Origin of the sequence: Flavobacterium dankookense (genome assembly GCF_004362665.1) — a bacterium.
In the GTDB taxonomy this organism is placed as follows: Bacteria; Bacteroidota; Bacteroidia; order Flavobacteriales; family Flavobacteriaceae; genus Flavobacterium; species Flavobacterium dankookense.
The window spans coordinates 300,566-322,832 of record NZ_SNXR01000011.1 but is presented as its reverse complement, the minus strand read 5'-3'; the positions used below and the strand labels follow the sequence as shown (position 1 = coordinate 322,832).

Below are 22,267 nucleotides of genomic sequence, written 5' to 3'. Positions count from 1 at the left end.
TCTTGAATTTTTAAAATAATGCTACTTTGTATTGAGTTTTCTCAATTTAATTGCTGTAAGTACTTTTTTAGTATATAACGGAAACTCCGCATTTTGTATCCATCCAAAATAACCTGGTTCTTTCTCTAAAACGTCATCAACTAAAGCGCCTTTATGCTTTCCGAAAGTGAAGATTTCTTGACCTTTATCATTAAGCGCAATAAAACCAGCAAAATCAACTGATTTTTTTCGGGTTGTAAATTCTGAAAGTGATTTCATGTCATTATCTAAATCGTCATATCGCTCCAATTGTGCTTTCAAAATTTCAAAGGTAGCATTTGTATCAGCTTCTGCAGAATGGGCATTTTCTAGTGTTTGATTACAATAAAATTTATATGCTGCACTTAGTGTTCGTTCTTCTTTTTTATGAAAAATAGTTTGAACATCAACAGAAACTCTATTTTTCATATCAAAATCAACATCAGCACGTAGTAACTCTTCTGCTAAAAGCGGAATATCAAACCTATCAGAATTAAATCCTGCTAAATCACTATCTTTAATCATGGAATAAATCTGAGACGAAAGTTGAGTAAATGTTGGTTCGTTGGCTACTTTTTCATTAGTAATTCCATGAACAGCTGTTGATTGTGGCGGGATTGGAATAGTTGGATTTACTAACCAAGTTTTGCTTTCTTTATTACCATTTGGAAATACTTTAAGAATAGCTATTTCAACAATTCTATCTTTGGCAACATCAATCCCAGTGGTTTCCAAATCAAAGAAACAAATAGGTCGGTTTAGTTTTAATTCCATTATTTAAATTTAAGTTCACAAATATAAAATATTGTGATTACCGTTTATCGATATTAGAAAATTATTGCAATAAAAAAACCTGCTCAAAAAAGAACAGGTTATAGTTTAAATGCAAACTATTTAGTGACAGATATTTGAGAGATGTTTTTTCTTTCCATCTGTACAAGTTGGAATATCTGCATAAGGAAATGCTTCTCCGGTCAATGGATTTTTAATTTCGCTTGCGGTAGTGAAATAATCGCCATCGTCATCTCCATCTAAAAAATCAGGTATGTTATCTTTTCTATAATATGCTGGTGGATTTGAACCCGGAATTTGCACTGCTATTTCATTAGTGTTGTCAGTATTTGTAACACCATCTTCAAGTAAGTACATATATCTGTCATTATTTAAATCCTCTTGATAAGAGGGAATTCCATCACCGTCTTGGTCAGTTCTTTCAATTTCATATAATTTAAAACTAAAAATAAGTGGTGAATAGGCAGGAATACTTACAGTAGAAGTACCATAATATGCCAATCCTGAAGGTATAAACATTACTCCAGCACCAAAATCAAAGAACGAAGTAGTTCCATCGGTATTTCCGCTATAACTACCAGTACTAAACTGAGGGAAAATTTCGCTCCAACCTCTTATTACACTTGTTAAATTAAAAAATGTTTGAGGATTTACTGATTCTTCAAATTGTGTTATTTTTAATTTTTCAACTTCGTTTCCATTTTCTTCAACTGTTTCAGTTGAGATATATTTGCCGTTATATGAAGTCAAAACTCTATCCACATTACATGGGAATTTACTATTTGGTCCACTTCCTTCTCTTAATTTTAAATAATAAATTTTATAAGTGATATCAGCACCGTTCTGTTTTACCGTAACATTTCTAGTCAATAGTGGATAAGTAGTTTGATTCCAAATAGAAGTTTGTGTTCCACCGGTTGGTATTTTTGTATAAGTAACATCCATATCCTCTGTAGCTCCTGGATTAGAAACTACTTCTATGTAATGTGTTTTTAAAAATTCTTCTATTTTAGCTAAATCGGTTTCATATTGGGTTGCATAATCACGTAAAGGTAAAGAAGTTGTATCGTCATTTTTATCGCACGAAACAACTAATACCAGAGTAATTAATAGAAAAAAAGTTTTGAAAAATTTGTTCATTTTTATTTGTATTTTGGATGCGCAAGATACAATATTGATTTATTTTTGTAAACAAATTAACGTTGATTTTAGAAAAAAGATGAGAGTGGATAAATATTTATGGTGTATGAGGTATTATAAAACGAGAAATATGGTTACTGAAGCCTGTAAAAAGAACCAAATAACCGTAAATAATCAAGTTGCTAAGGCTTCTCGAGAAGTTTTTCCAAGTGATAAAATTACCTTTAGAAAAGATCAAATTACTTATGTTATTGTAGTTTTAGACATTCCTGACAATCGTGTTGGTGCAAAATTAGTAGATATTTACAGAAAAGATGAAACTCCAGCAGAAGCTTTTGAACATTTAGAACTATTAAAACTTTCAAAAGAACACTATAGGAAACATGGTGAAGGAAGACCTACAAAAAAAGACAGAAGAGATTTAGACAACTTAGAATTTAATATTGAATAAAAACATAACAATAACAAACCAATGAGCCAGAATATTATTCTTACCCACGAAGAAATTGAACATAAAACTCAAAGAATAGCTTATCAGATCTATGAAACATTTGGTGATGATGAAGAGCTTATCATTGCAGGTATATCAAAAAATGGTTTTATTCTAGCCGAGAATATTTTAAAAAAAATATCAAAAATAATGGCTACAAAAATTACCATCTGTGAAGTTTTTATTGATAAACAAAACCCTTTAAACCCTGTAACAACATCAATACCAAAAGAAATTTATACAGATAAAAATCTTGTTTTAATTGATGATGTTTTAAACTCTGGAACAACATTAATATATGGAGTAAAACACTTTTTAGAAGTGCCAATCAAAAAATTTAAAACAGTTGTATTAGTTGATAGAAATCATAAAAAATATCCAGTAAAGGCAGATTTTAAAGGAATTTCTTTGTCAACATCTTCAAAAGAACATGTTCAAGTTGTTTTTGAAAATAATAACAGTTACGCATATTTAGTCTAAAATTGAAAATATTTCAGAAGCAACTTCTTCAACCGTTTTACCGTCAACATCAATTTTATATTTGGCTTGATTGTAAAAATAATTTCTTTCAAAAAGATGCTTTCCAATAAACTCTTTTAATTCATCGTTAGAAATTGATGAAACCAAAGGGCGTTTATTTTTTTCATTTATTATGCGATGATATATTGTTTCAATAGATGCCTTTAAATAAATTGAAACTACATTTATTTCATTTAGATAAATATGATTATTAAAATAACAAGGAGTTCCACCACCAGTTGACATAACAAAAGTTTCATGATTTTCAATATATTCTCTGAAAATTTCATGCTCAGCTTTCCTAAATGAAATTTCTCCTTTCATTTTAAAAATTTCAGATACCTTAAGTTTAAGTCTATTTTCAATTAAATCATCCAAATCGTAACAATCAATTTTCAGATGATTTGATAATTTTTGAGCAATCAACGACTTACCTGCTCCCATATAACCAACTAAAATAATTTTTCTAACCATTTTAAAACCTTATAAATTAACAGATTAAGTCAAACACATAAAAAAAGGTAAATTTATACTAAAATTGCTTTGAAATATAAAGAATAACACCTTATATTTGCACCCGCATTCAAAAAAGAAAATAGACTCGATAGCTCAGTCGGTAGAGCACATCACTTTTAATGATGGGGTCCTGGGTTCGAGCCCCAGTCGGGTCACATTTTTTCTCTTTTTTTATGTAATGACTCGATAGCTCAGTCGGTAGAGCACATCACTTTTAATGATGGGGTCCTGGGTTCGAGCCCCAGTCGGGTCACAAAAAGTCGAACAAGTTATTGTTTGACTTTTTTCATTTATGGCCACGTGGAGAAATTGGTAGACTCGCTATCTTGAGGGGGTAGTGTCGCAAGACGTGTCAGTTCGAATCTGATCGTGGTCACAATAAAAGGTAAGTTCATTTTTGGCTTACCTTTTTTTATTTTTAATAAATTGCTTTAAATCATTATTTTTTATTATTTTTGTTTAACTTTTATATAAAAAAGATGAACAACGTAAAAAATATTTTCAGCATAAAAGATCTTGAAAACCTTTCTGGAATAAAAGCTCATACAATTCGTATATGGGAAAAAAGGTATAGTGTTTTGGAACCAATGAGAACAGAAACCAATATTAGGATGTATGATTTAGCTAATCTGCAGAAACTCTTAAATATTACACTACTTCATAATCATGGCTATAAAATATCGAAAATATCAAAATTCCCTAAAGATAGAATCCCTGAACTTGTCAATGAAATAGTAACTATTAAAAGTGCAAAAAGTCATGCGATAAGCTCATTTAAAATGGCAATGATGAATTTTGATCAAGTATTATTTTTTAATACTTATGACAAACTTTTATCTGAAAAATCTTTTCGAGAAGTTTTCTTTGAGGTATTTATACCACTAATCCAAGAAATTGGTACACTTTGGCAAACAGATACAATATCCCCAGCTCACGAGCATTTTATTAGTTATCTCATAAAACAAAAACTATTAATTAATACAGAAAAATTACAAACACAACCTCCTACTAATGAGGATAAAGTGTTCATTTTATACCTGCCAAGTAATGAAATACATGAGTTGGGTTTAATGTATTTAAATTATGAAATTTTGCTAAGTGGTTATAAAACTATATATTTAGGAGAAAGTGTTCCTATAGATTCTATAAAAGATGTTACAAAATATTTTGATAATATTACTTTTGTTTGCTACATGACTGTTGAGCCTACAAAAGATGAAGTAAATAATTACGTCAAACAAATAAAAACCGAATTCGAAGATAACAATTCAAATTTTTGGTTTATTGGCAGAATGACTGAAAACATAGATAAAAAACTACTCACTGATAAGTTGAATATCTACAATTCTATTATTGATTTAACTTACGATTTATAATCCCAACATTCAACTTCAAATGTCCAAAAAAATAACAATAATAGGTTCAGGTTTTTCATCCTTAGCAGCTGCATGTTATTCAGCCAAAGCTGGTAACGAAGTAACCGTATACGAAAAAAACGCTACAATTGGTGGAAGAGCAAGACAACTAAAAAAAGAAGGATTTACTTTTGATATCGGACCAACTTGGTATTGGATGCCAGATGTTTTCGAACGTTTCTTTGCAGATTTTAATAAAAAACCATCTGATTATTATGAACTGATAAAATTATCACCAGCATATCAAGTTTATTTTGGTGTTAAAGATTTTGTCACAATTGCTGATAATTTACCTGAGATAGTAAAAACATTTGAGCAAATTGAAACTGGAAGTGGCAAACAATTAGAGAATTTTATAAAAGAGGCACAAAGTAATTATGATATTGCTATAAAAGACTTGGTTTACAGGCCTGGAGTTTCACCCTTAGAATTGATAACAATTGAAACTGCAAAAAAAGTCAATCAATTTTTTGGTAATATTTCAAGCGATATCCGAAGAAAATTCAAAAACAAAAAACTAATCCAAATTCTTGAATTTCCTGTTTTATTCCTTGGAGCAAAACCATCTGATACTCCTTCATTTTATAGTTTCATGAATTTTGCAGATTTTGGTCTTGGAACATGGCATCCAAAAAATGGTATGTACAGCGTCATTCTAGCTATGGAAAAATTAGCGATAGAACTTGGTGTAAAAATCTATACGAACTCAAATATTGAAAAAATAGAAGTTGAAAACGGAACAGCAAAAGCCTTAATTATAAATGGTGAAAAAATTATATCAGACGTTATTCTCAGTGGAGCTGATTATCATCATAGCGAGAGTTTGTTAGATGAAAAACACCGTGCTTACTCTGAAAAATATTGGAATAATAAAACCTTTGCTCCTTCTTCACTCCTATTTTATGTTGGATTTGACAAGAAAATTCAAAACGTTGAACACCATTCATTATTTTTTGATGTAGATTTTGATGTTCATGCTTCTGACATATATGATAATCCAAAATGGCCGAAAGAACCACTTTTTTATGCAAGTTTTCCATCAAAAACTGATGAAAATTCAGCACCAGAAGGAAAAGAAGCAGGTATATTTTTAATTCCTCTTGCTCCTGGTTTAGAAGATACAGAAGAACTTAGAAATGTATATTTCGAAAAAATAATTACACGATTTGAAAATTTAACACAGCAAGAAGTTAAAAATTCTATTATCTTTAGGGAATCGTTTTGTGTAAATGATTTCATTAAAGACTACAATTCGTATAAAGGGAATGCTTATGGCTTGGCAAACACGCTGCTGCAAACCGCTTTTTTGAGACCAAAATTGAAAAGTAAAAAAGTGAAAAACCTCTATTTTACTGGTCAATTAACAGTTCCAGGTCCAGGAGTTCCGCCTGCATTAATTTCAGGGAAACTCGTATCGGAACTCATAGAAAAAAACAGTTAAAATTCATTTGCTATGAAATCCATTTTTGACACTGTATCCTTTGATTGCAGTAAAAACGTAACTAAATCTTACAGTACTTCTTTTTCGGCAGCAGTAAAAATGCTTGGACCAAAAATAAGACAAGACATTTACAATATTTATGGTTTTGTTCGATTTGCGGATGAAATTGTAGACACATTTCATGACTATAACAAAGAAGAACTTTTTGGGCTTTTTGAAAAAGATTTAGAAAATGCTTTGAACAACAAAATAAGTTTAAATCCTATTCTAAATTCATTTCAACATACGGTACACAATTATTCCATTCCAAGAGAAATGATTGATGCTTTTATGAAAAGTATGAAACTTGATCTTCATAAAACAGTTTACAAAACTACAGAAGAGTATAATGAATACATTTATGGTTCCGCCGATGTTGTTGGGTTGATGTGTTTAAAAGTTTTTGTTAATGGAGATGAAAAAAAATTCAAAGAATTAGAACACTCAGCTATGCGATTGGGTTCAGCATTCCAAAAAGTAAATTTTCTTCGTGATTTGAAGGCTGATTTTGAGGATTTAAACCGTACTTATTTTCCAAATACTGATTTATCAAAACTAGACGAACAATCTAAAAATGAAATCATCAAAGAGATTGAAGCAGATTTTCATGCTGGTTTTGAAGGTATTTTGAAATTACCTATTGAAGCTAAATTTGGAGTATATACTGCTTATGTATATTACAAAAAACTACTTTCAAAATTGAAGAAAACACCATCGATGGAAATAAAAAATACTCGAATTCGTGTTTCTGATTATCAAAAAGTTGGCTTACTAGCCAAATGTTATGTCAATTATCGATTAAACTTAATTTAATATTTTATGCTACTTCACATTGTTGTTTTTTTATTAACTTTTTGCATGATGGAGTTCATGGCTTGGTTCACTCACAAGTATGTAATGCATGGCTTTTTATGGAATTTACATGCTGACCATCACAAAAAAGACCATGACTCATGGTTCGAACGAAACGATACTTTTTTTATTTTCTATGCTGTGGTTAGTATCGGCTTCTTTTTGCTTTGGCAAAATAATATTTTAGAAATTGGGCTTGCAATTGGCTTAGGTATTTTTGCCTATGGATTAGCCTATTTTATTGTTCATGACATTTTTATTCACCAACGCTTTAAACTATTCCGAAATGCAAATAATATTTATGCAAAAGGTGTAAGACGAGCTCATAAAATGCATCATAAGCACATTGGAAAAGATGATAGCGAATGTTTTGGAATGCTTTTCGTTCCTTTCAAATACTTTAAAAAATAAAAAAAGTCCCGAAATAATTCGGGACTTTTTTACTAACTAACCAATTACAATTTATTTCATTAAATCTTCTAGTGGTTTCAATTGTTCCATATCTATATTGGCATCTTTCAAAACCGAAAGCATTGTCATTATATTATTTGGGTTCATATCATCACCAAGAATTCTAACTACTGCAAAACCATTTTCTTTCTTATTTGCATAAATTATAAATTCATCAATATTGTCTTCATTACCAACAAAACTTATGGAAGCAGCATCTTTACCTGAACCAACTTTCATTAATTCCTGATACGTTTCATCCTTCAGAATTTTAGAAAGTTTTTCACGCTCTTGTTCATATAGAGCAGCATTGTTTTTATCCAATTTGAAGGCAAGAATATTCATTTTGTCAAATGATTCCAATGCTGTTTTTTGATCAGCGGTCAACTTGGTTTTATTGACATTCAAAATACTTGGGGAAACATCAAGTGAGATAAAATCTTTTTTCTCAGAATTGTCAACGAAATAGCGTTGCAAACTTGGTTCGGAATTACAGCTTGCTAACATTGTAGCTGCAAGTAATGCTAGAAATAAAGACAGTTTCATAACTTATTTTTTAGTTTTTGAAGCTTTATTCAAAACATCTCTTCCAGGTAAATTCATTTTTTCTGTTAAAACAGACAGTTCGTCTAAATCAAAATTACCTGTTAAGGACATTAATACCGTTTCTTCTTTTCCTCCTCCTTCAATAAACATGAATAGCTCTTTGATTTGAGAGTCTGTCGCTCCTGATTTTACAAAGATTTTTACCAATTTACCTTTTTCGTTAATTCTCATTAACTCTTCAAGTGCTGCTGATTTTAAATATTTATCCGAAGTGGTTTTCATTTCATTTGCCCATGTAGCATTGCTCGTTACAAACACTTTAAGGTTGTCCAATTTTTTGATAAGATTCACATATTGTTGTGTTTCTTTATCTTCTACTTTCATTTTGCTTAAAAGCGAAAACATTTTTTTGTTTACAATGACTGAAGAAACATTTTCTTTTCCGTCAAACTTGTCAAAAAGTGTTTGCTGTGCAAAAATGGTATTGCTTATAAATACTAATGCAACGATTAAAATTAACTTTCTCATGATTTCTTTTTATTTAAAAATTTTGTTTTTTGATTGTTCATATTCACTTAAATAGTTCACACTTTCTATGCCGGTATTTACATGTTTTGATATAAGTGCCAATGCTTTTTGTGTTTCTCTAAAGGCTATTTCTGGATCTTCAATAACGCCTAAATCCTGATGCTTTGGTTCACTTGTACCTTGGTATGCAAACACTCCAACAGCAAGCATAACAACTAACGATGCTGCAACAGATAGCCAAACTACTTTAGTTTGTTTTTTAGTGTGTAATGGTATCGTTGCCGTAAACTGTTCTTGTTTTGCTTGAGAGAAATAACCAAATAATGGTTGGTAATGTTCCAAATGCTGCGCAACATCTGATGAGGAAAAATAATCTTTCAATTCTTTTTCTTCGGCACTACTTGTTTCTCCTTCGAAGTATTTTTCTATTAATTTTTCTATTCTATCCAATGCCATAATGGTGTGTTTTTGTCATTTTTTCTCTTATCACTTTTCTTGCTCTCGACAAGGCTGTTCTAATTGCTTGTTCGTTCATTTCCAAGACTTTGCTTATTTCTTCAAATTCCATTTCTTCAATGTCACGCATTTGAATAATTAGCTTTTGTTGTTCGGGTAGATCGTTTATTATTTTTTCAACCCAGTTCCATGTGTCACTGTCTTCTATTTTTTGTTGTAAACCTGCTTCCCTATCGGTGAAGTTGTTATGAACTATAGTTAGATTACTGGCTCTTTTTGATTTTAATTGGTCCAAACAATAATTTTTTGTCATTGTCATCGCCATGGCTTCAACACTTTTATATTCTTCTAGACTTTCGTTCTTTTTCCATAACTTAACCATTACTTCTTGAGTTGCATCTTCGGCTTCTTCCGTGCTAACGAGTAACCGTTTTGCCATTCGGAAGACTTTATCCTTAAACGGATTTACAACTTGCATAAACTCTTTTTGGTTCATTGTATTGGTTGGGTTATATAGTCAAGACGAGCGATAATTTGTTTTGTTACAAAAAAATATTTTTTTCTAAACTAAACTTGCTAAATTTACGTTTATAAAAAGAAACACGCTATGAAAAAGATTGTATTTTATTTATTACTAGGTTTCGTTGTTTTCCTTCCGTTGGGATGTGAAGACAATGATGATAACTTGATTCCATCTAGTCTGCAAAGTAAGGACTTTGTTTGGAAAGGAATGAACCTTTATTATCTCTGGCAAGAACAAATTGACAATTTAGCTGACGATCGATTTGCAACTCAAAACGAATTGAATACATTTCTAAAAGAGTTTACTTCGCCTTCAACGTTATTTACTAGTTTGCTTTATGAGCGAGCAACGGTTGATAAATACAGTGTTATTTTTAGTGATTATTCCGTGTTGGAAGGTATATTAACTGGAAATACTAAGAATAATGGTGTTGATTTTGCTATCAGAGAAAAACCTGGGAGTACAACAGAAGTTTATGGTTGGGTTCGATATATTATTCCAGGTTCTGATGCTGCTGGAAAGGATATTCAGCGCGGTGATTTGTTTTATGCTGTTAATGGAACTGCTCTTACTGTTGATAATTACAGGAGTTTATTATCTACTGATAACTATACTTTAAACCTTGCGGATTATAATGGTGGTGCAATAACTCCAAATGGACAATCGGTTTCGTTAACCAAAACTGTTTTGGCAGAAAATCCAATTTTAGTGAATACTGTTCTTACCGAAGGTGATAAAAAGATTGGTTACTTGATGTACAACGGTTTCTTTTCGGCTTATGATACGCAATTGAATAGTGTTTTTGGTACTTTTAGTGCTCAAGGCGTTACTGATTTGGTTTTGGATTTAAGGTATAACTCTGGAGGAGCAGTTACCTCAGCAACTAAATTGGCAAGCATGATTACAGGACAATTTGATGGGCAATTATTTGCCAAAGAACAATGGAACAGCAAAGCGCAAGCCTATTTCTTAGCTAATAATCCAGGTAGATTGGAGAATAAATTTGTTAGCGGCTTGAATAGTTTGAATTTGACTAAAGTGTATGTGCTTACTTCCAAGAGTTCTGCCTCTGCTAGTGAGCTGGTTATTAATTGTTTGAAACCTTATATTCAAGTTGTTCAAATTGGAGATGTTACGGCGGGAAAAAATGTAGGTTCTATTACACTTTATGACTCTCCAACTTTTTCTAAAACGGATGTTAATACAAGTCATAAGTATGCAATGCAACCAATAGTGTTGAAAATAGTAAACAAAAATGGTGTTGGCGATTATACTGCTGGTATTACTCCTGACTATGAGCTTTTTGAAGACATGGCGATGCTTGGTGTTCTTGGTGATAGCGATGAAACGTTACTTAACAAAGCCATTACTTTAATTACTGGCAGTGGCAGAATGACAAATCAACCTGCAGAAGTTAAACAACGTGATTTAACAGATGCTAAAGCGCTTCAACCGTTGCGCAGTGAGATGTATGTTGAGATGAAATAAGATTTATTTATAATTTATATATAAAAAGGAGCTTCATTGGCTCCTTTTTTTGTGGACTTAATTAATAAAAAGTTTTTGAGTAGTCTAGCTAAGAAATTTCAAAATCAGCAAAATTAGTTGAGGATTGCAAAAAATTCTATTTCTAAAAAAAACTTCCTACATCAGCAGTTTTCGAGCTATTGCTGGTTTTTCTTGAGTTGTTCTTATTTCTTCACGAAAATATTTTATCTTAGCAGGAAGTACGCTGTTCGCTGATTTCGCAAATACAAATAGCCTAGAAACGTAATGACTACTCTCGTTCGACGGAAATATAAAAGTAAATCAGACATCTAAATTGTAGATAATGAAATTAATAACAAAAATATTTTTTTTGACCATTATTCTTAATTCTTGTGTCGGAAAAAATGAAACGACCGAATTGGCTACGTTTGATAAAAACGGGAAAATGATTGTTTATAATGAAGGTGTTTATGCTAAAATGTGGACGGAAAATAATAACCTAGATGTTACGGTGATTGACGCATTATGCATTAGTCAAAAAGCAAAAGCAATAAACGATATTAAAAATGGAAAACTGATATATTTTGGTTTAATTCCTGAACAAATTAAAAGTAAAGTTATAAAAACATTTCGTCAACACGGTATTGAAACAAAAGAACACTAAGGGCGTTGCGTCAGAATGAAAGGTTTTGAACCCTACTGCTATCAAAATGAAATGTATAGAGCGATATTAAAAAAATATGGAGACAATTTTATTGATTTAACTTTCGAAAATGCAAAAAAAGAATTTGTAAAAGAGAACCCGAAAACAGAACTTACAGAAGATGGAATAAAGTTGAGTGAAAAATATAAATAAAAAAACTATACGCTACACAAAGTCTCTCGACTTTGCTAATAATACCTAACTACCACGCCAAACCGAAACACTATAATCTAAACAATTCAAAAATATCACAAAGTATTCGCTACAACTTCTGCAACGAAAATAAATTTATTCTAACTTTTTTTCGTAAACTTGTTACACCTTAAAACATGTACTATGAGACTATTAATCGTATCCCTTTTGATTGTATTCAACTTTTTCTTTATTGGACAAGATGCTATTAAACTAAGTTTTAAAAATGATTATGAAGATGCTTATCATCTTTCGTTGATTATATTCACTCCAGATGGTAAAGGTCAAACCAGAGTAAGCAATGTTGAGCCAAATGCTAATAAAGAATATAATTTTCCAGTTGGCACAGCAATCTATGTTGCTGACAATAAGCAAGAAGCATTCGCCATGAAAGGAAATGACATAAGAAAAACAGACGCAAAACCATGGCTTGTAGTATCAAAAACTGATAATAATAGAATTGTTTTATTAACTAGTTTTCAGCAGAAGTAATTTTTTTCATTTATAAAAATGCATCAGCTGCCGCAAGAAACCTTTCTGTGGTAATTATTTATTTTTATAACAATCCACCACGTCACTTGGAGTATTTTTGGCAAATTAAAAACCATCAACAGAAAAACAAATCACAAAGTCCAAAAATGTATCGAGAAGCAACAATCTAAAATCCAACAAGTATCATGAAAAAAAAGTTAGCCTCCATTTATCATTTTGTTGTTGCCTTTATTTTAATAACAAAAGGGTTTGACAAAATTCAGCACCATCACAGTTTTATAGGATGGACAATTCTGTTACTAGGTTGTATTATCTTAGGCTATTTTATTAATGTAAAAATTTTAAAGAGAAACCATTCCTCGTTGGAGATCGTGATCCATTTCTTTGAAAGTATTGCTTTGTTTCTAACATCTTATGTTTACTTCGAAGAGGGAAAAACTTGGTTGCCTTATGTAACTCTCTTTGCAGGAATTGGATTTTTAATCACAACTATTTTACATTTAAAACAGCATAAAAAAAACCACAATTAAGCAAATAAATACTTTAATCCTACTCGTCTCTTTGAGTGTTGTTGGCTAATAAAAAAATGGCACTTCAAACAAATGCAATGATTTGAATATTATAGAGTAAAGACAGAACATAATTAAAAATCCTTTTCAGTACATTTGTTCAAAACCAACAGCACTACAAAACGCGAATTGTTAATACCATAACAACAGTAAAAAGGTCGTACTAAACCCAAAAACAAATGAAATACCTTATATTCCTATTTTCCATCAGCCTTTTTGCTCAAACCAACATGAAAAAAATATACACCTTTAGCGAACAAACAAAACCCAACGAATGGCGCGTAGTAAATGATGGTGTTATGGGTGGAATATCCAGCAGCAGCATCCAACTAACGGATAACAAAAACGGTCAATTCTCTGGTCATGTCTCTCTAGAAAACTACGGAGGATTTGCTTCCATTCAATTGGATAAAACTATAGCTATTGAAGAAAAAAAACACATCGTTTTACGTATCAAAGGAGATGGAAAAAACTATGAATTCCGTCTAAAAGGCTTTAGTGACCAACCCGAATCCTATGTTCACTCCTTCTCTACAACAGGCGATTGGGAAATAATAAAATTACCAATCAATGAATTCTACCCACAGTTTCGAGGAAGAAAACTAAACCTTCCCAATTTTAATTTTAATACCATCGAACAACTAAGTTTTTTAATTGCAAACAAGCAAGAAGAAGACTTTACATTGCTCATCGATTGGATAGCACTAGAGTAATTGTAATCGATTTGATTAATACCATCAATTTGTAAAAAAAACAATAGCCACTACGCTATAAAATTGAATTATTACCAAAAACTCCACTTCAAAAAGTCCACACGACTTTACAAAAATCAAATCCACAAATCTAATAATCTAATAATCTAATAATCTAACATTCTAACAATCTAATAATTTAATAATCTAAATAGTCTAATAATCCCATAATGTGGTAATTATATAAAATTTTACTGATATTTCATAACCAATAATAGTTATATCTAGCTACCTTTACTATATATTATTACTATTTTATAATTGCGGTTAAAAACCCTCACTAAACCTATCCAATGGACAACAAAGAACTAGAAAAATCTAAATCGCATATTATTGTTGAAATCATTCAATACATACCAAACGCCGTGGTTAGCAAGACGATTATCAAAAAAACAACAGGCAACATAACCGCTTCCTCTTTTGATGCTGGCGAAGAACTAGCCGAAAAAACATCGCCTTATGATAATTATATTCAAATTATTGACGGCACAGCAGAGATTATTATTAAAGAAAAAAAACACAAACTGGTTTTGGGTGAAGGTATCATCATTCCTGCGCATGCACAACACAGTTTTAATGCCAACGAACAATTTAAAATGATTTCTACCATAATCAAAAGTGGTTACGAAGATTAGAAAGCATATTCTCTAAAGCTATAATAGCGCTCAAAACTTTAGTAGATGACACCAATAACAGTTAGAAAATTCTTAGACAGAATAACAAATGAAACTATACATAAAATATATGGTCAGTTTACGATGCAAAATGGTTGTCAAAGAAGAATTAAAAAATCTTGGACTTCATTTTACCTGTGTTGAGCTTGGCTTTGCTGATATACTTGAAACCATCACAGAGGAACAAAGAATAGAATTAAAAAAGAATTTATCCCTTTGTGGTTTAGAACTAATGGATGATAAGAAGGCAATGCTTATCGAAAAAATAAAGATTGTCATCACCGAAATGGTGCATTATAATGATGAATTGCCCAAAGTTAATTTCTCCGAATACTTGAGTAATATTATGGGTTATGATTACACTTATCTTGCCAATATCTTCTCGGAAGTAAAAGGAATTACCATCGAACATTATATTATTTCACATAAAATAGAACGAGTTAAAGAACTGCTAATCTACGATGAACTTAACTTAACTGAAATCTCGTATAAGATGAACTATAGTAGCGTTTCCCACCTTTCGTCTCAGTTCAAAAAAGTAACTGGACTAACACCTACTTTCTTCAAAAACTTAAAAGATAAAAAGCGTACTTCCTTAGAAAATATGTGAATTATATCACATTATAAGCTAATTTCATAACAATCCTTATTTCATTTTAAAGCAACTTTGTCCTATAATTAACTAACGTTATAAAAACAAGTTGAACAGTGTTTAAAAGATTTTTTTAACCTCTAAATGAAACAATATGAAAACGAAAATAAGCAACAATTTATCTAGAGTTACTAGCATTAATCATGTAAAAAAGATAATTGCTAGCAGAAGATATGATGGTATAGACCAATCCAAACATTTATTATTAAAAGAATTAAAAAAAATTTACGAACATGAAGTACAATTGTTAGTAGCAATTGATTTAATGATGATGGGTGCTTCTACTTTTGAACTCGTTAACTATTTGACAGTACATTTGAAATATACACGAGACCATATTAAACACCTAGAAGAAAATTTTCCAGACTTTTTTGACACCCAAAAAAGTGATATCATTATGCATAGCGCCATAGCGTGCTAAACCATTTTTTTCTTTGATAGATTGAATAAATGTAGAGACCATTTGTTCGGAAAGTCCTGTTTTTCATACTACAGGGCTTTTTTTTATGCCTTTTTCTAAAACAAAAATGTGTGAATAACACAAACATAAATAATAGTTGTATAACAAATCAGCTTGGCAGTTGAATGACCTTTGTCCTAATATTAAATATCATAAATATGAAAAAATTATTACTTCTATGTATTTGCTTAGCATCTACAATTACATCGAATGCGCAAACGGAAGATAAAAAATGGAACTTTGGTCTTCATGGTGGAATTATCCAATACCACGGCGATTTAGGAAGAGATTGGTATAAAACAGACGAAACCATGTATGGTTTTGGAGGTATTTCAGCTACTCGCTTTTTATCTAAATACTTCGATTTGAACTTATCCTTTTCTAGAGGAACTTTAGGATACAACAGTGGTGTTACTGGTTATAAAAGTGATTTCAGTGCTGCTTCGTTAAACTTACGTTTGAATTTGTTAAGCTCTGATTATTATATTAGTCCTTACGTTTTTGGTGGTGTTGGTGCAATTCTTTTTGATAATCAATTAAACTTTCACACCGAAAAAATTGATTACGCCTTGCCTACTGCTGGTGCTGGTATCAACATTAAACTATCTCCAGTATTGATTCTTAACATCCAAGAGAAATTTCTTTTTACAGACAATGACCAAAGAGATGGAGTTGAGTCAGGAAAAAACGATGACTATGTGATGCACTCTGCGGGTTTAACATTCAATTTTGGAGACAAAAAAGATGCCGACCTTGATGGTGTTTCGGATAGTAATGACAAATGTCCTGATACGCCAGCTGGTGTAGCAGTTGACAAAAAAGGTTGTCCGCTAGATAAAGACAATGATGGTGTTGCCGATTATCTAGACAATTGTCCTGATGCTGCTGGAAATGCACTAATGAATGGTTGTCCAGATAGAGACAATGATGGTGTAGCCGACAAAGACGACAGATGTCCTGATGTTACAGGAACAACAGCCTTAAAAGGTTGTCCAGATTCTGACAATGATGGCGTTGCTGATATGGATGATAAATGTCCAAACTCAACACCAGGAAGCAAAGTAGATCAAACTGGTTGTGCTATGGATAATGATAAAGATGGTGTTACTAATGACAAAGATAAATGTCCAGATATTGCTGGTCCAGCAAGTCTAAACGGTTGTCCTGATACGGATGGCGATGGCGTTGCTGATATTGACGATAAATGTCCAACATTAAAAGGAAATATCGCTAACAAAGGTTGTCCAGAAATAGCAAAACAAGATGCTGTGAGAATTACTTATATCGGTAGTAAACTTTTCTTTGAAAACAATAGTGATAAACTTAAAGTAGCTTCATTAACGTTGTTAGATGAATTGACTGCTATCCTTAACAAATATGAAGGTGCAAGTTTATACATCGATGGTCATACTGATAGCGTTGGTTCGGACGATTCTAATATGGTTTTATCACAAAAAAGAACCAACTCAGTGAGAACTTATTTAATTGGAAAAGGAATTTCAGAAAGTAGATTGACTGCAACAGGTTTTGGCGAAAGCAAACCAATAGCCACTAACGAAACTTCATTAGGTCGTTCTAAAAACCGAAGAGTAGAATTAAGAACTAACTACTAATTTATAGAATCCCAATTATTTATTAGTTAATTAAAAGGTTGTCCCTCATGTGGCAACCTTTTTCTATTGTGGGAATAATGCAACTCAATTTTAAAATTATATAACAGTTACTACACCAATTATCTCGAAATTTAAAATAGTAAAAAAACTAATAAAAACCCTAATGATACAAGTCATAAAAGAAGGCATTCTACTAAAAAAAACCAATCATAATTTTGAAAACGAAGGCGTTCTTAATCCAGCGGCAATTAGAGATGGTGAACATGTTCATCTTTTATATCGTGCGGTTCGGATTGGAAATCATTCTACTATTGGCTATTGTCGATTGGATGGTCCATTGTTTATTGAGCAACGAAACGAAACACCTTTGCTTTCTCCCGAAATGGATTATGAAAGTCATGGTATTGAAGATCCGAGAATTGTGAAAATTGACGATACCTATTATTTGACCTATACGGGTTATGATGGTGTAAACGCATTGGGTTGTTTGGCTACCTCAACAGATTTAGTGAATTTCGATAGAAAAGGTATCATCGTTCCACAAATAACTTATGAAGAATTTAATGATTTAGCCAAAGAGAATGCAACGATTAACGAAAAATACTTTCGCTACAATCAACACGAACATATTATAGAAAAAGATGGCGTAAAGATGTTGGTTTGGGACAAAAACCTCATTTTCTTTCCCAGAAAGATAAACGGTAAACTCTTCTTTCTCCATCGTATTAGACCAGAAATTCAAATTGTAGTTGGTGTTGAAACCATAGAAGAACTAACCCCAGAGTTTTGGAGAAATTACTTTCTTAATTTCAATGATTACTTAGTGCTTACGCCAAAATACAAGCATGAGATAAGCTACATTGGTGGTGGTTGTCCTCCAATAGAAACTGAATTTGGTTGGCTACTTATTTATCATGGTGTTCACGATACGCTAAAAGGATATGTCTATTCTGCGTGTGCCGCAATGCTCGATTTAGATAATCCACAAAAAGAAATTGCGCGTCTTCCCTATCCGCTGTTTTATCCAGAATTCCATTGGGAATTAAAAGGCGAAGTCAACAATGTTTGTTTCCCAACAGGTGCAGTTGTTTTTGACGAGACTTTATATATCTATTATGGTGCTGCAGATGAACGAATTGCTTGTGCCTCTATGAATTTACAGGAATTAATAACCGAATTAATGCTAAACAAAATCTAACATGAAAAATAACATTCAAGCCGAAAATCTTCCTGAAATAGTTTTAATAACGTCTTATCCACCAAGAGAATGTGGCATCGCAACCTATTCGCAAGATTTGGTTTTTGCAATCAAAAATAAATTCGAAAAAACGTTCAAACTGTCTATTTGTGCTTTAGAATATGAAAATGAAAAACAGTTTTATCCAAAAGAAGTAAAATACATTCTCGAAACGGACAATGAGGTTTCCTATAAAGAAACTGCTACCAAGATTAATAATAACGAGTTAATTCAAATAGTAGTAATACAACACGAATTTGGATTGTTTAGAACTAATGAAACTGATTTTATTGCGTTTTTAAATCTACTAAACAAACCTATTATTGTTGCCTTTCACACCGTTTTACCAAAACCAAATGAAGAGTTAAGAAAACTAGTAAAAAGTATTGAAAAAGTAGCCAAATCGATTATAGTAATGACAAAATCTTCGGCAAAAATTTTAATTGCTGATTATGACTTGGATGCTGCCAAAATTGAAATTATTCCTCATGGAACCCATTTAGTAGAACACACTGATAAAGATATTTTAAAAGAAAAATACAACCTACTAGGTAGAAAAGTTCTTGCCACATTTGGACTGTTAAGTTCTGGAAAATGCATAGAAACAACTATCAATGCTTTACGAATCATCGTGAAACGATATCCAGATGTGTTGTTTTTAGTCATCGGGAAAACGCATCCCAATGTGGTTAAGCAAGAAAACGAAAGCTATAGAGAACAACTTATAGCTCGAATTGAAGAACTAAACCTTCAAAGAAACGTCCAATTCATTAACCAATATTTGCCATTGCCAATATTGCTCGAATACCTTCAGCTAACCGATATTTATTTGTTTACATCCAAAGACAGAAACCAAGCTGTGAGCGGAACATTTTCCTATGCGTTAAGTTGCGGTTGTCCAATAATCTCAACTCCTATTCCTCATGCTGTGGAAATATTGCAAAACGAAACTGGAATAATCATCGACTTTGAAAATCCAAAACAACTCGCTAGAAAAGTAATTGATTTACTTGAAAATGACGCTTTATGCAACAGTATTTCAGCCAACGGCATTCACAAATTAGCGCCAACAGCTTGGGAGAATTCAGCGATAGCACACACATTGTTATTTGAGTCTATTTCGGAACGTAATTTAAACTTAGCGTATAAAATTCCAGAAGTAAATCTAAACCATGTGAAAAAACTAACCACCGAATTCGGTATGATACAGTTTTCAAACATCAACAAACCCGATGCTGAATCAGGTTACACGCTCGATGATAATGCGCGTGCATTAGTAGCAATGTGTCAGCAATTTGAAATATCAAAAGATGCCAATGATTTGACTTATATTTCTCTTTATTTTAACTTTATTAAAAAGTGTCTTCACAAAGAGGGCTATTTTTTAAACTACTTGTGTATTGACAAAAAGTTTACCAATCAAAACAACGAAACCAATCTTTCTGACTCTAATGGAAGAGCAATTTGGGCTTTAGGTTATTTGATTTCCAATCGTGAAATACTTCCTGATACTCTGATTGAAGATGCTATCAAAACGATGCAACTCGCTTTGACCAATGTGCTGAAAATACATTCGCCAAGAGCAATGGCTTTTATTATAAAAGGCATTTACTACAGTAACAAAACACATAAAACCACTGATAATCTAAACATTACAAAACATCTTGCCGACAAACTAGTTCAAATGTACAAACATGAAACTACTGAAGATTGGCGTTGGTTTGAAAGCTATCTAACCTATGGCAACAGTATTCTTCCCGAAGCTATGCTTTGTGCTTACTTAACTTTGGGCACACCAAAATATGGAGAAATTGCCATCCTTAGTTTTGATTTTTTATTATCTAAAACATTTACAGAAGACAGTATAAAAGTAGTCTCAAATAAAGGTTGGTTGCAAAACAACACCCAAAATAACGAGGAAGTAATTGGTGGCGAACAACCTATTGATGTGGCTTATACCATAATGGCGTTGAGCAAATTCTATGATACGTTTTTAGACGAAAGTTATTTAGATAAAATGTCCATTGCATTTAACTGGTTCTTAGGAAAAAATCATTTGAACAAAATTATTTATAATCCGTGTACTGGCGGATGTTATGACGGTTTAGAAGAAGATTACATCAACCTAAATCAAGGTGCCGAGTCGACTGTGAGTTATTTAATGGCACGATTAACTATTGGCAACTACTTCAAAACAAATCAAAAGTTAGTTCCAAAAATGCCCGCTATTGCTAAAAAGAAACCGATACCAACCAATAAAAAATCACAAACCATTACCATTTAAAAAAACAACCACCATGACCGTTTTAAAAAAGAAAAAAAGTACAACGAAAACAACAAAACCAGCTAAAAAGACCAGTATTTCAAATACGACTAACAAATCCATTTATTCAAAACAAAACATCAAAAAGAAACTGAACGAGTTCGGAGATAATGATGCTTTATAAAACTGAGAAATTATGATAATGACACCAAAAATAGGAATAACAGAAGCCAATTTAAAAAGTAGCGCATCTCGTCTATCCATTGTCCTTTCGGACGAAATGACTTTATATGTCAAAACACGAAAATTCCATTGGAACATAAAAGGCAATAGCTTTATGGAATTGCACAAACTGTTCGAAACACAATACAATGAATTAGAGTTAATCATTGACGAAGTAGCCGAAAGAATTAACAAATTAGGTGAAAAAACCATTGGAACTATGGAAGAATTTTTAGCTCAAACCCGATTAAAAGAAACACCCAATTCATATCCATTACAAAAAGATATGATTTTGGAATTATTAAACGATAACGAATTACTGATTTCCGAAATTAGAAAAGACATCGATACCTGTACTGATGAATACCACGATGCTGGCACGGCAGATTTACTAACCGGAATATTGCAAAAACACGAAACCATGGCTTGGATCTTACGACGCTATTTAAACTAATTTATTTCCCATTTGATACTAGCATTAAAAAATATATTTACTGATACTGGCAACATCGCTTTGTTTATAGGAAGGTTTTTCAAAGAGCTTTTCCTTCCGCCATTTCAAATAAACGAGTTCCTTAGACAATGCTATGCTGTTGGTTTCAAGTCATTGCCGCTTGTGACCATAACGGGTTTTATCATGGGATTGGTATTGACCATTCAATCCAGACCAACCATGGCAAAATTTGGTGCCGAAACTTGGTTGCCAAGTATGGTGTCACTTTCACTAATTAGAGAAATTGCTCCTGTTATTACCGCGTTAATTTGTGCTGGGAAAATTGCTTCAAGCATCAGTGCTGAACTAGGTTCTATGAAAGTAACCGAACAAATTGACGCGATGGAAGTTTCGGCAGTAAATCCGTATAAGTATTTAGTTGTTACCCGAATTTTAGCTACCACAATTATGGTACCGATTTTAGTAATTTATGCCGACTTGGTTGGTGTTTATGGCGGTTATATTGGCTATAACATTCATGGCGATATAACAATGTTCCGTTACTTTTCGGATGTGTTTGAACATTTAGAATTTCTAGACATTATACCAGCAACTATCAAAACTTTTTTCTTCGGTTTCTTCATCGGAATGATTGGTTGCTACAAAGGGTTCAACGCTTCTAACGGAACAGCTGGCGTTGGCATTGCGGCTAACTCGGCTGTGGTTTCGGCTTCACTATCTATTTTTATTATTGATATGCTTGCCGTTCAAATAACGGACTTCTTTTTTTAA

Annotated in this window: 27 protein-coding genes and 3 tRNA genes; 23 read left to right on the top strand and 7 right to left on the bottom strand. The window is 32.1% G+C overall.

Annotated features, from left to right (window positions below):
- Positions 1-21: 21 nt before the first annotated feature.
- Positions 22-792 carry a 3'-5' exonuclease gene (locus tag BC748_RS02670; protein WP_133531913.1) on the bottom strand — a complete coding sequence of 257 codons (771 nt, stop codon included), beginning with the start codon at positions 790-792 and terminating at the stop codon, positions 22-24.
- A gap of 120 nt (positions 793-912) precedes the next feature.
- Positions 913-1,950 carry a BamM family beta-barrel-assembly machinery protein gene (gene bamM / locus BC748_RS02665; RefSeq protein WP_133531912.1) on the bottom strand — a complete coding sequence of 346 codons (1,038 nt, stop codon included), beginning with the start codon at positions 1,948-1,950 and terminating at the stop codon, positions 913-915.
- A 79-nt stretch (positions 1,951-2,029) separates the two neighbouring features.
- On the opposite strand from bamM, the gene BC748_RS02660 reads away from it, so the two are divergent.
- Together BC748_RS02660 and BC748_RS02655 are read left to right on the top strand one after the other, a co-directional pair.
- Positions 2,030-2,401 (top strand): RNA-binding S4 domain-containing protein, encoded by a 372-nt coding sequence (locus BC748_RS02660; protein WP_133531911.1) that lies wholly within the window; start codon positions 2,030-2,032, stop codon positions 2,399-2,401.
- 21 nt (positions 2,402-2,422) lie between these two features.
- Positions 2,423-2,920 carry a phosphoribosyltransferase family protein gene (locus BC748_RS02655; protein ID WP_133531910.1) on the top strand — a complete coding sequence of 166 codons (498 nt, stop codon included), beginning with the start codon at positions 2,423-2,425 and terminating at the stop codon, positions 2,918-2,920.
- Here BC748_RS02655 and BC748_RS02650 read toward each other — a convergent pair.
- Positions 2,912-3,433: a shikimate kinase gene (locus BC748_RS02650; RefSeq protein ID WP_246013989.1), complete on the bottom strand. Its 522-nt coding sequence runs from the start codon at positions 3,431-3,433 to the stop codon at positions 2,912-2,914. The genes BC748_RS02655 and BC748_RS02650 overlap by 9 nt on opposite strands.
- 124 nt (positions 3,434-3,557) lie before the next feature.
- On the opposite strand from BC748_RS02650, the gene BC748_RS02645 reads away from it, so the two are divergent.
- From BC748_RS02645 to BC748_RS02615, 7 genes are all read left to right on the top strand, one after another.
- Positions 3,558-3,630, top strand: a tRNA-Lys gene (locus tag BC748_RS02645).
- A gap of 25 nt (positions 3,631-3,655) precedes the next feature.
- Positions 3,656-3,728 (top strand) — tRNA-Lys (locus BC748_RS02640).
- Positions 3,729-3,769: 41 nt separating this feature from the next.
- Positions 3,770-3,851, top strand: a tRNA-Leu gene (locus tag BC748_RS02635).
- 103 nt (positions 3,852-3,954) lie between these two features.
- Positions 3,955-4,851 (top strand): MerR family transcriptional regulator, encoded by an 897-nt coding sequence (locus BC748_RS02630; RefSeq protein WP_133531909.1) that lies wholly within the window; start codon positions 3,955-3,957, stop codon positions 4,849-4,851.
- Positions 4,852-4,870: 19 nt separating this feature from the next.
- A complete protein-coding gene (locus BC748_RS02625; protein WP_133531908.1) occupies positions 4,871-6,331 on the top strand; it encodes a phytoene desaturase family protein in 1,461 nt (486 codons plus the stop codon).
- A gap of 12 nt (positions 6,332-6,343) precedes the next feature.
- On the top strand, positions 6,344-7,183 hold the full coding sequence (locus BC748_RS02620; protein ID WP_133531907.1) for a phytoene/squalene synthase family protein: 840 nt from the start codon (positions 6,344-6,346) through the stop codon (positions 7,181-7,183).
- A 6-nt stretch (positions 7,184-7,189) separates the two neighbouring features.
- Positions 7,190-7,633 (top strand): sterol desaturase family protein, encoded by a 444-nt coding sequence (locus BC748_RS02615; RefSeq protein WP_133531906.1) that lies wholly within the window; start codon positions 7,190-7,192, stop codon positions 7,631-7,633.
- Between the two features lie 51 nt (positions 7,634-7,684).
- Here BC748_RS02615 and BC748_RS02610 read toward each other — a convergent pair whose 3' ends face one another.
- From BC748_RS02610 to BC748_RS02595, 4 genes are read right to left on the bottom strand one after another with little or no spacing between them, the layout of a single operon-like run.
- Positions 7,685-8,218: a DUF4252 domain-containing protein gene (locus tag BC748_RS02610; RefSeq protein WP_133531905.1), complete on the bottom strand. Its 534-nt coding sequence runs from the start codon at positions 8,216-8,218 to the stop codon at positions 7,685-7,687.
- A 3-nt stretch (positions 8,219-8,221) separates the two neighbouring features.
- Positions 8,222-8,746, bottom strand: a complete 525-nt coding sequence (locus BC748_RS02605; protein ID WP_133531904.1) for a DUF4252 domain-containing protein — start codon at positions 8,744-8,746, stop codon at positions 8,222-8,224.
- Positions 8,747-8,755: 9 nt separating this feature from the next.
- On the bottom strand, positions 8,756-9,202 hold the full coding sequence (locus BC748_RS02600; RefSeq protein ID WP_133531903.1) for a hypothetical protein: 447 nt from the start codon (positions 9,200-9,202) through the stop codon (positions 8,756-8,758).
- Positions 9,189-9,698: an RNA polymerase sigma factor gene (locus BC748_RS02595; protein WP_133531902.1), complete on the bottom strand. Its 510-nt coding sequence runs from the start codon at positions 9,696-9,698 to the stop codon at positions 9,189-9,191. The genes BC748_RS02600 and BC748_RS02595 overlap by 14 nt, the downstream gene beginning before the upstream one ends.
- 111 nt (positions 9,699-9,809) lie before the next feature.
- Here BC748_RS02595 and BC748_RS02590 point away from each other — a divergent pair, with 111 nt between their 5' ends.
- The 14 genes from BC748_RS02590 (at position 9,810) to BC748_RS02530 (ending at position 22,267) form a co-directional block, all read left to right on the top strand.
- Complete coding sequence (locus BC748_RS02590; protein ID WP_133531901.1) at positions 9,810-11,213, top strand: S41 family peptidase; 1,404 nt, start codon at positions 9,810-9,812, stop codon at positions 11,211-11,213.
- Positions 11,214-11,556: 343 nt separating this feature from the next.
- Positions 11,557-11,877: a hypothetical protein gene (locus BC748_RS02585; RefSeq protein WP_133531900.1), complete on the top strand. Its 321-nt coding sequence runs from the start codon at positions 11,557-11,559 to the stop codon at positions 11,875-11,877.
- 51 nt (positions 11,878-11,928) lie between these two features.
- Positions 11,929-12,069, top strand: coding sequence for a hypothetical protein (locus tag BC748_RS14140; protein WP_162846391.1), 141 nt, complete (start codon positions 11,929-11,931; stop codon positions 12,067-12,069).
- A gap of 183 nt (positions 12,070-12,252) precedes the next feature.
- Complete coding sequence (locus BC748_RS02580; protein ID WP_133531899.1) at positions 12,253-12,600, top strand: hypothetical protein; 348 nt, start codon at positions 12,253-12,255, stop codon at positions 12,598-12,600.
- Positions 12,601-12,785: 185 nt separating this feature from the next.
- Positions 12,786-13,130 carry a hypothetical protein gene (locus BC748_RS02575; RefSeq protein ID WP_133531898.1) on the top strand — a complete coding sequence of 115 codons (345 nt, stop codon included), beginning with the start codon at positions 12,786-12,788 and terminating at the stop codon, positions 13,128-13,130.
- Positions 13,131-13,348: 218 nt separating this feature from the next.
- Positions 13,349-13,882 (top strand): CIA30 family protein, encoded by a 534-nt coding sequence (locus tag BC748_RS02570; RefSeq protein WP_246013988.1) that lies wholly within the window; start codon positions 13,349-13,351, stop codon positions 13,880-13,882.
- Positions 13,883-14,214: 332 nt separating this feature from the next.
- Entirely contained in the window at positions 14,215-14,556 is a 342-nt protein-coding gene (locus BC748_RS02565; RefSeq protein ID WP_133531897.1) for a cupin domain-containing protein, read from the top strand.
- An 88-nt stretch (positions 14,557-14,644) separates the two neighbouring features.
- Entirely contained in the window at positions 14,645-15,205 is a 561-nt protein-coding gene (locus BC748_RS02560; RefSeq protein WP_133531896.1) for a helix-turn-helix domain-containing protein, read from the top strand.
- Between the two features lie 136 nt (positions 15,206-15,341).
- Complete coding sequence (locus tag BC748_RS02555; RefSeq protein ID WP_133531895.1) at positions 15,342-15,668, top strand: ferritin family protein; 327 nt, start codon at positions 15,342-15,344, stop codon at positions 15,666-15,668.
- 197 nt (positions 15,669-15,865) lie between these two features.
- A complete protein-coding gene (locus tag BC748_RS14335; protein WP_162846390.1) occupies positions 15,866-17,320 on the top strand; it encodes an OmpA family protein in 1,455 nt (484 codons plus the stop codon).
- A 163-nt stretch (positions 17,321-17,483) separates the two neighbouring features.
- Entirely contained in the window at positions 17,484-18,518 is a 1,035-nt protein-coding gene (locus BC748_RS02545) for a glycoside hydrolase family 130 protein (protein ID WP_133531893.1), read from the top strand.
- Position 18,519: 1 nt separating this feature from the next.
- Complete coding sequence (locus BC748_RS02540; RefSeq protein WP_133531892.1) at positions 18,520-20,841, top strand: glycosyltransferase; 2,322 nt, start codon at positions 18,520-18,522, stop codon at positions 20,839-20,841.
- A gap of 181 nt (positions 20,842-21,022) precedes the next feature.
- Positions 21,023-21,496 (top strand): Dps family protein, encoded by a 474-nt coding sequence (locus tag BC748_RS02535; RefSeq protein WP_133531891.1) that lies wholly within the window; start codon positions 21,023-21,025, stop codon positions 21,494-21,496.
- A gap of 12 nt (positions 21,497-21,508) precedes the next feature.
- Entirely contained in the window at positions 21,509-22,267 is a 759-nt protein-coding gene (locus BC748_RS02530) for an MlaE family ABC transporter permease (protein ID WP_133531890.1), read from the top strand.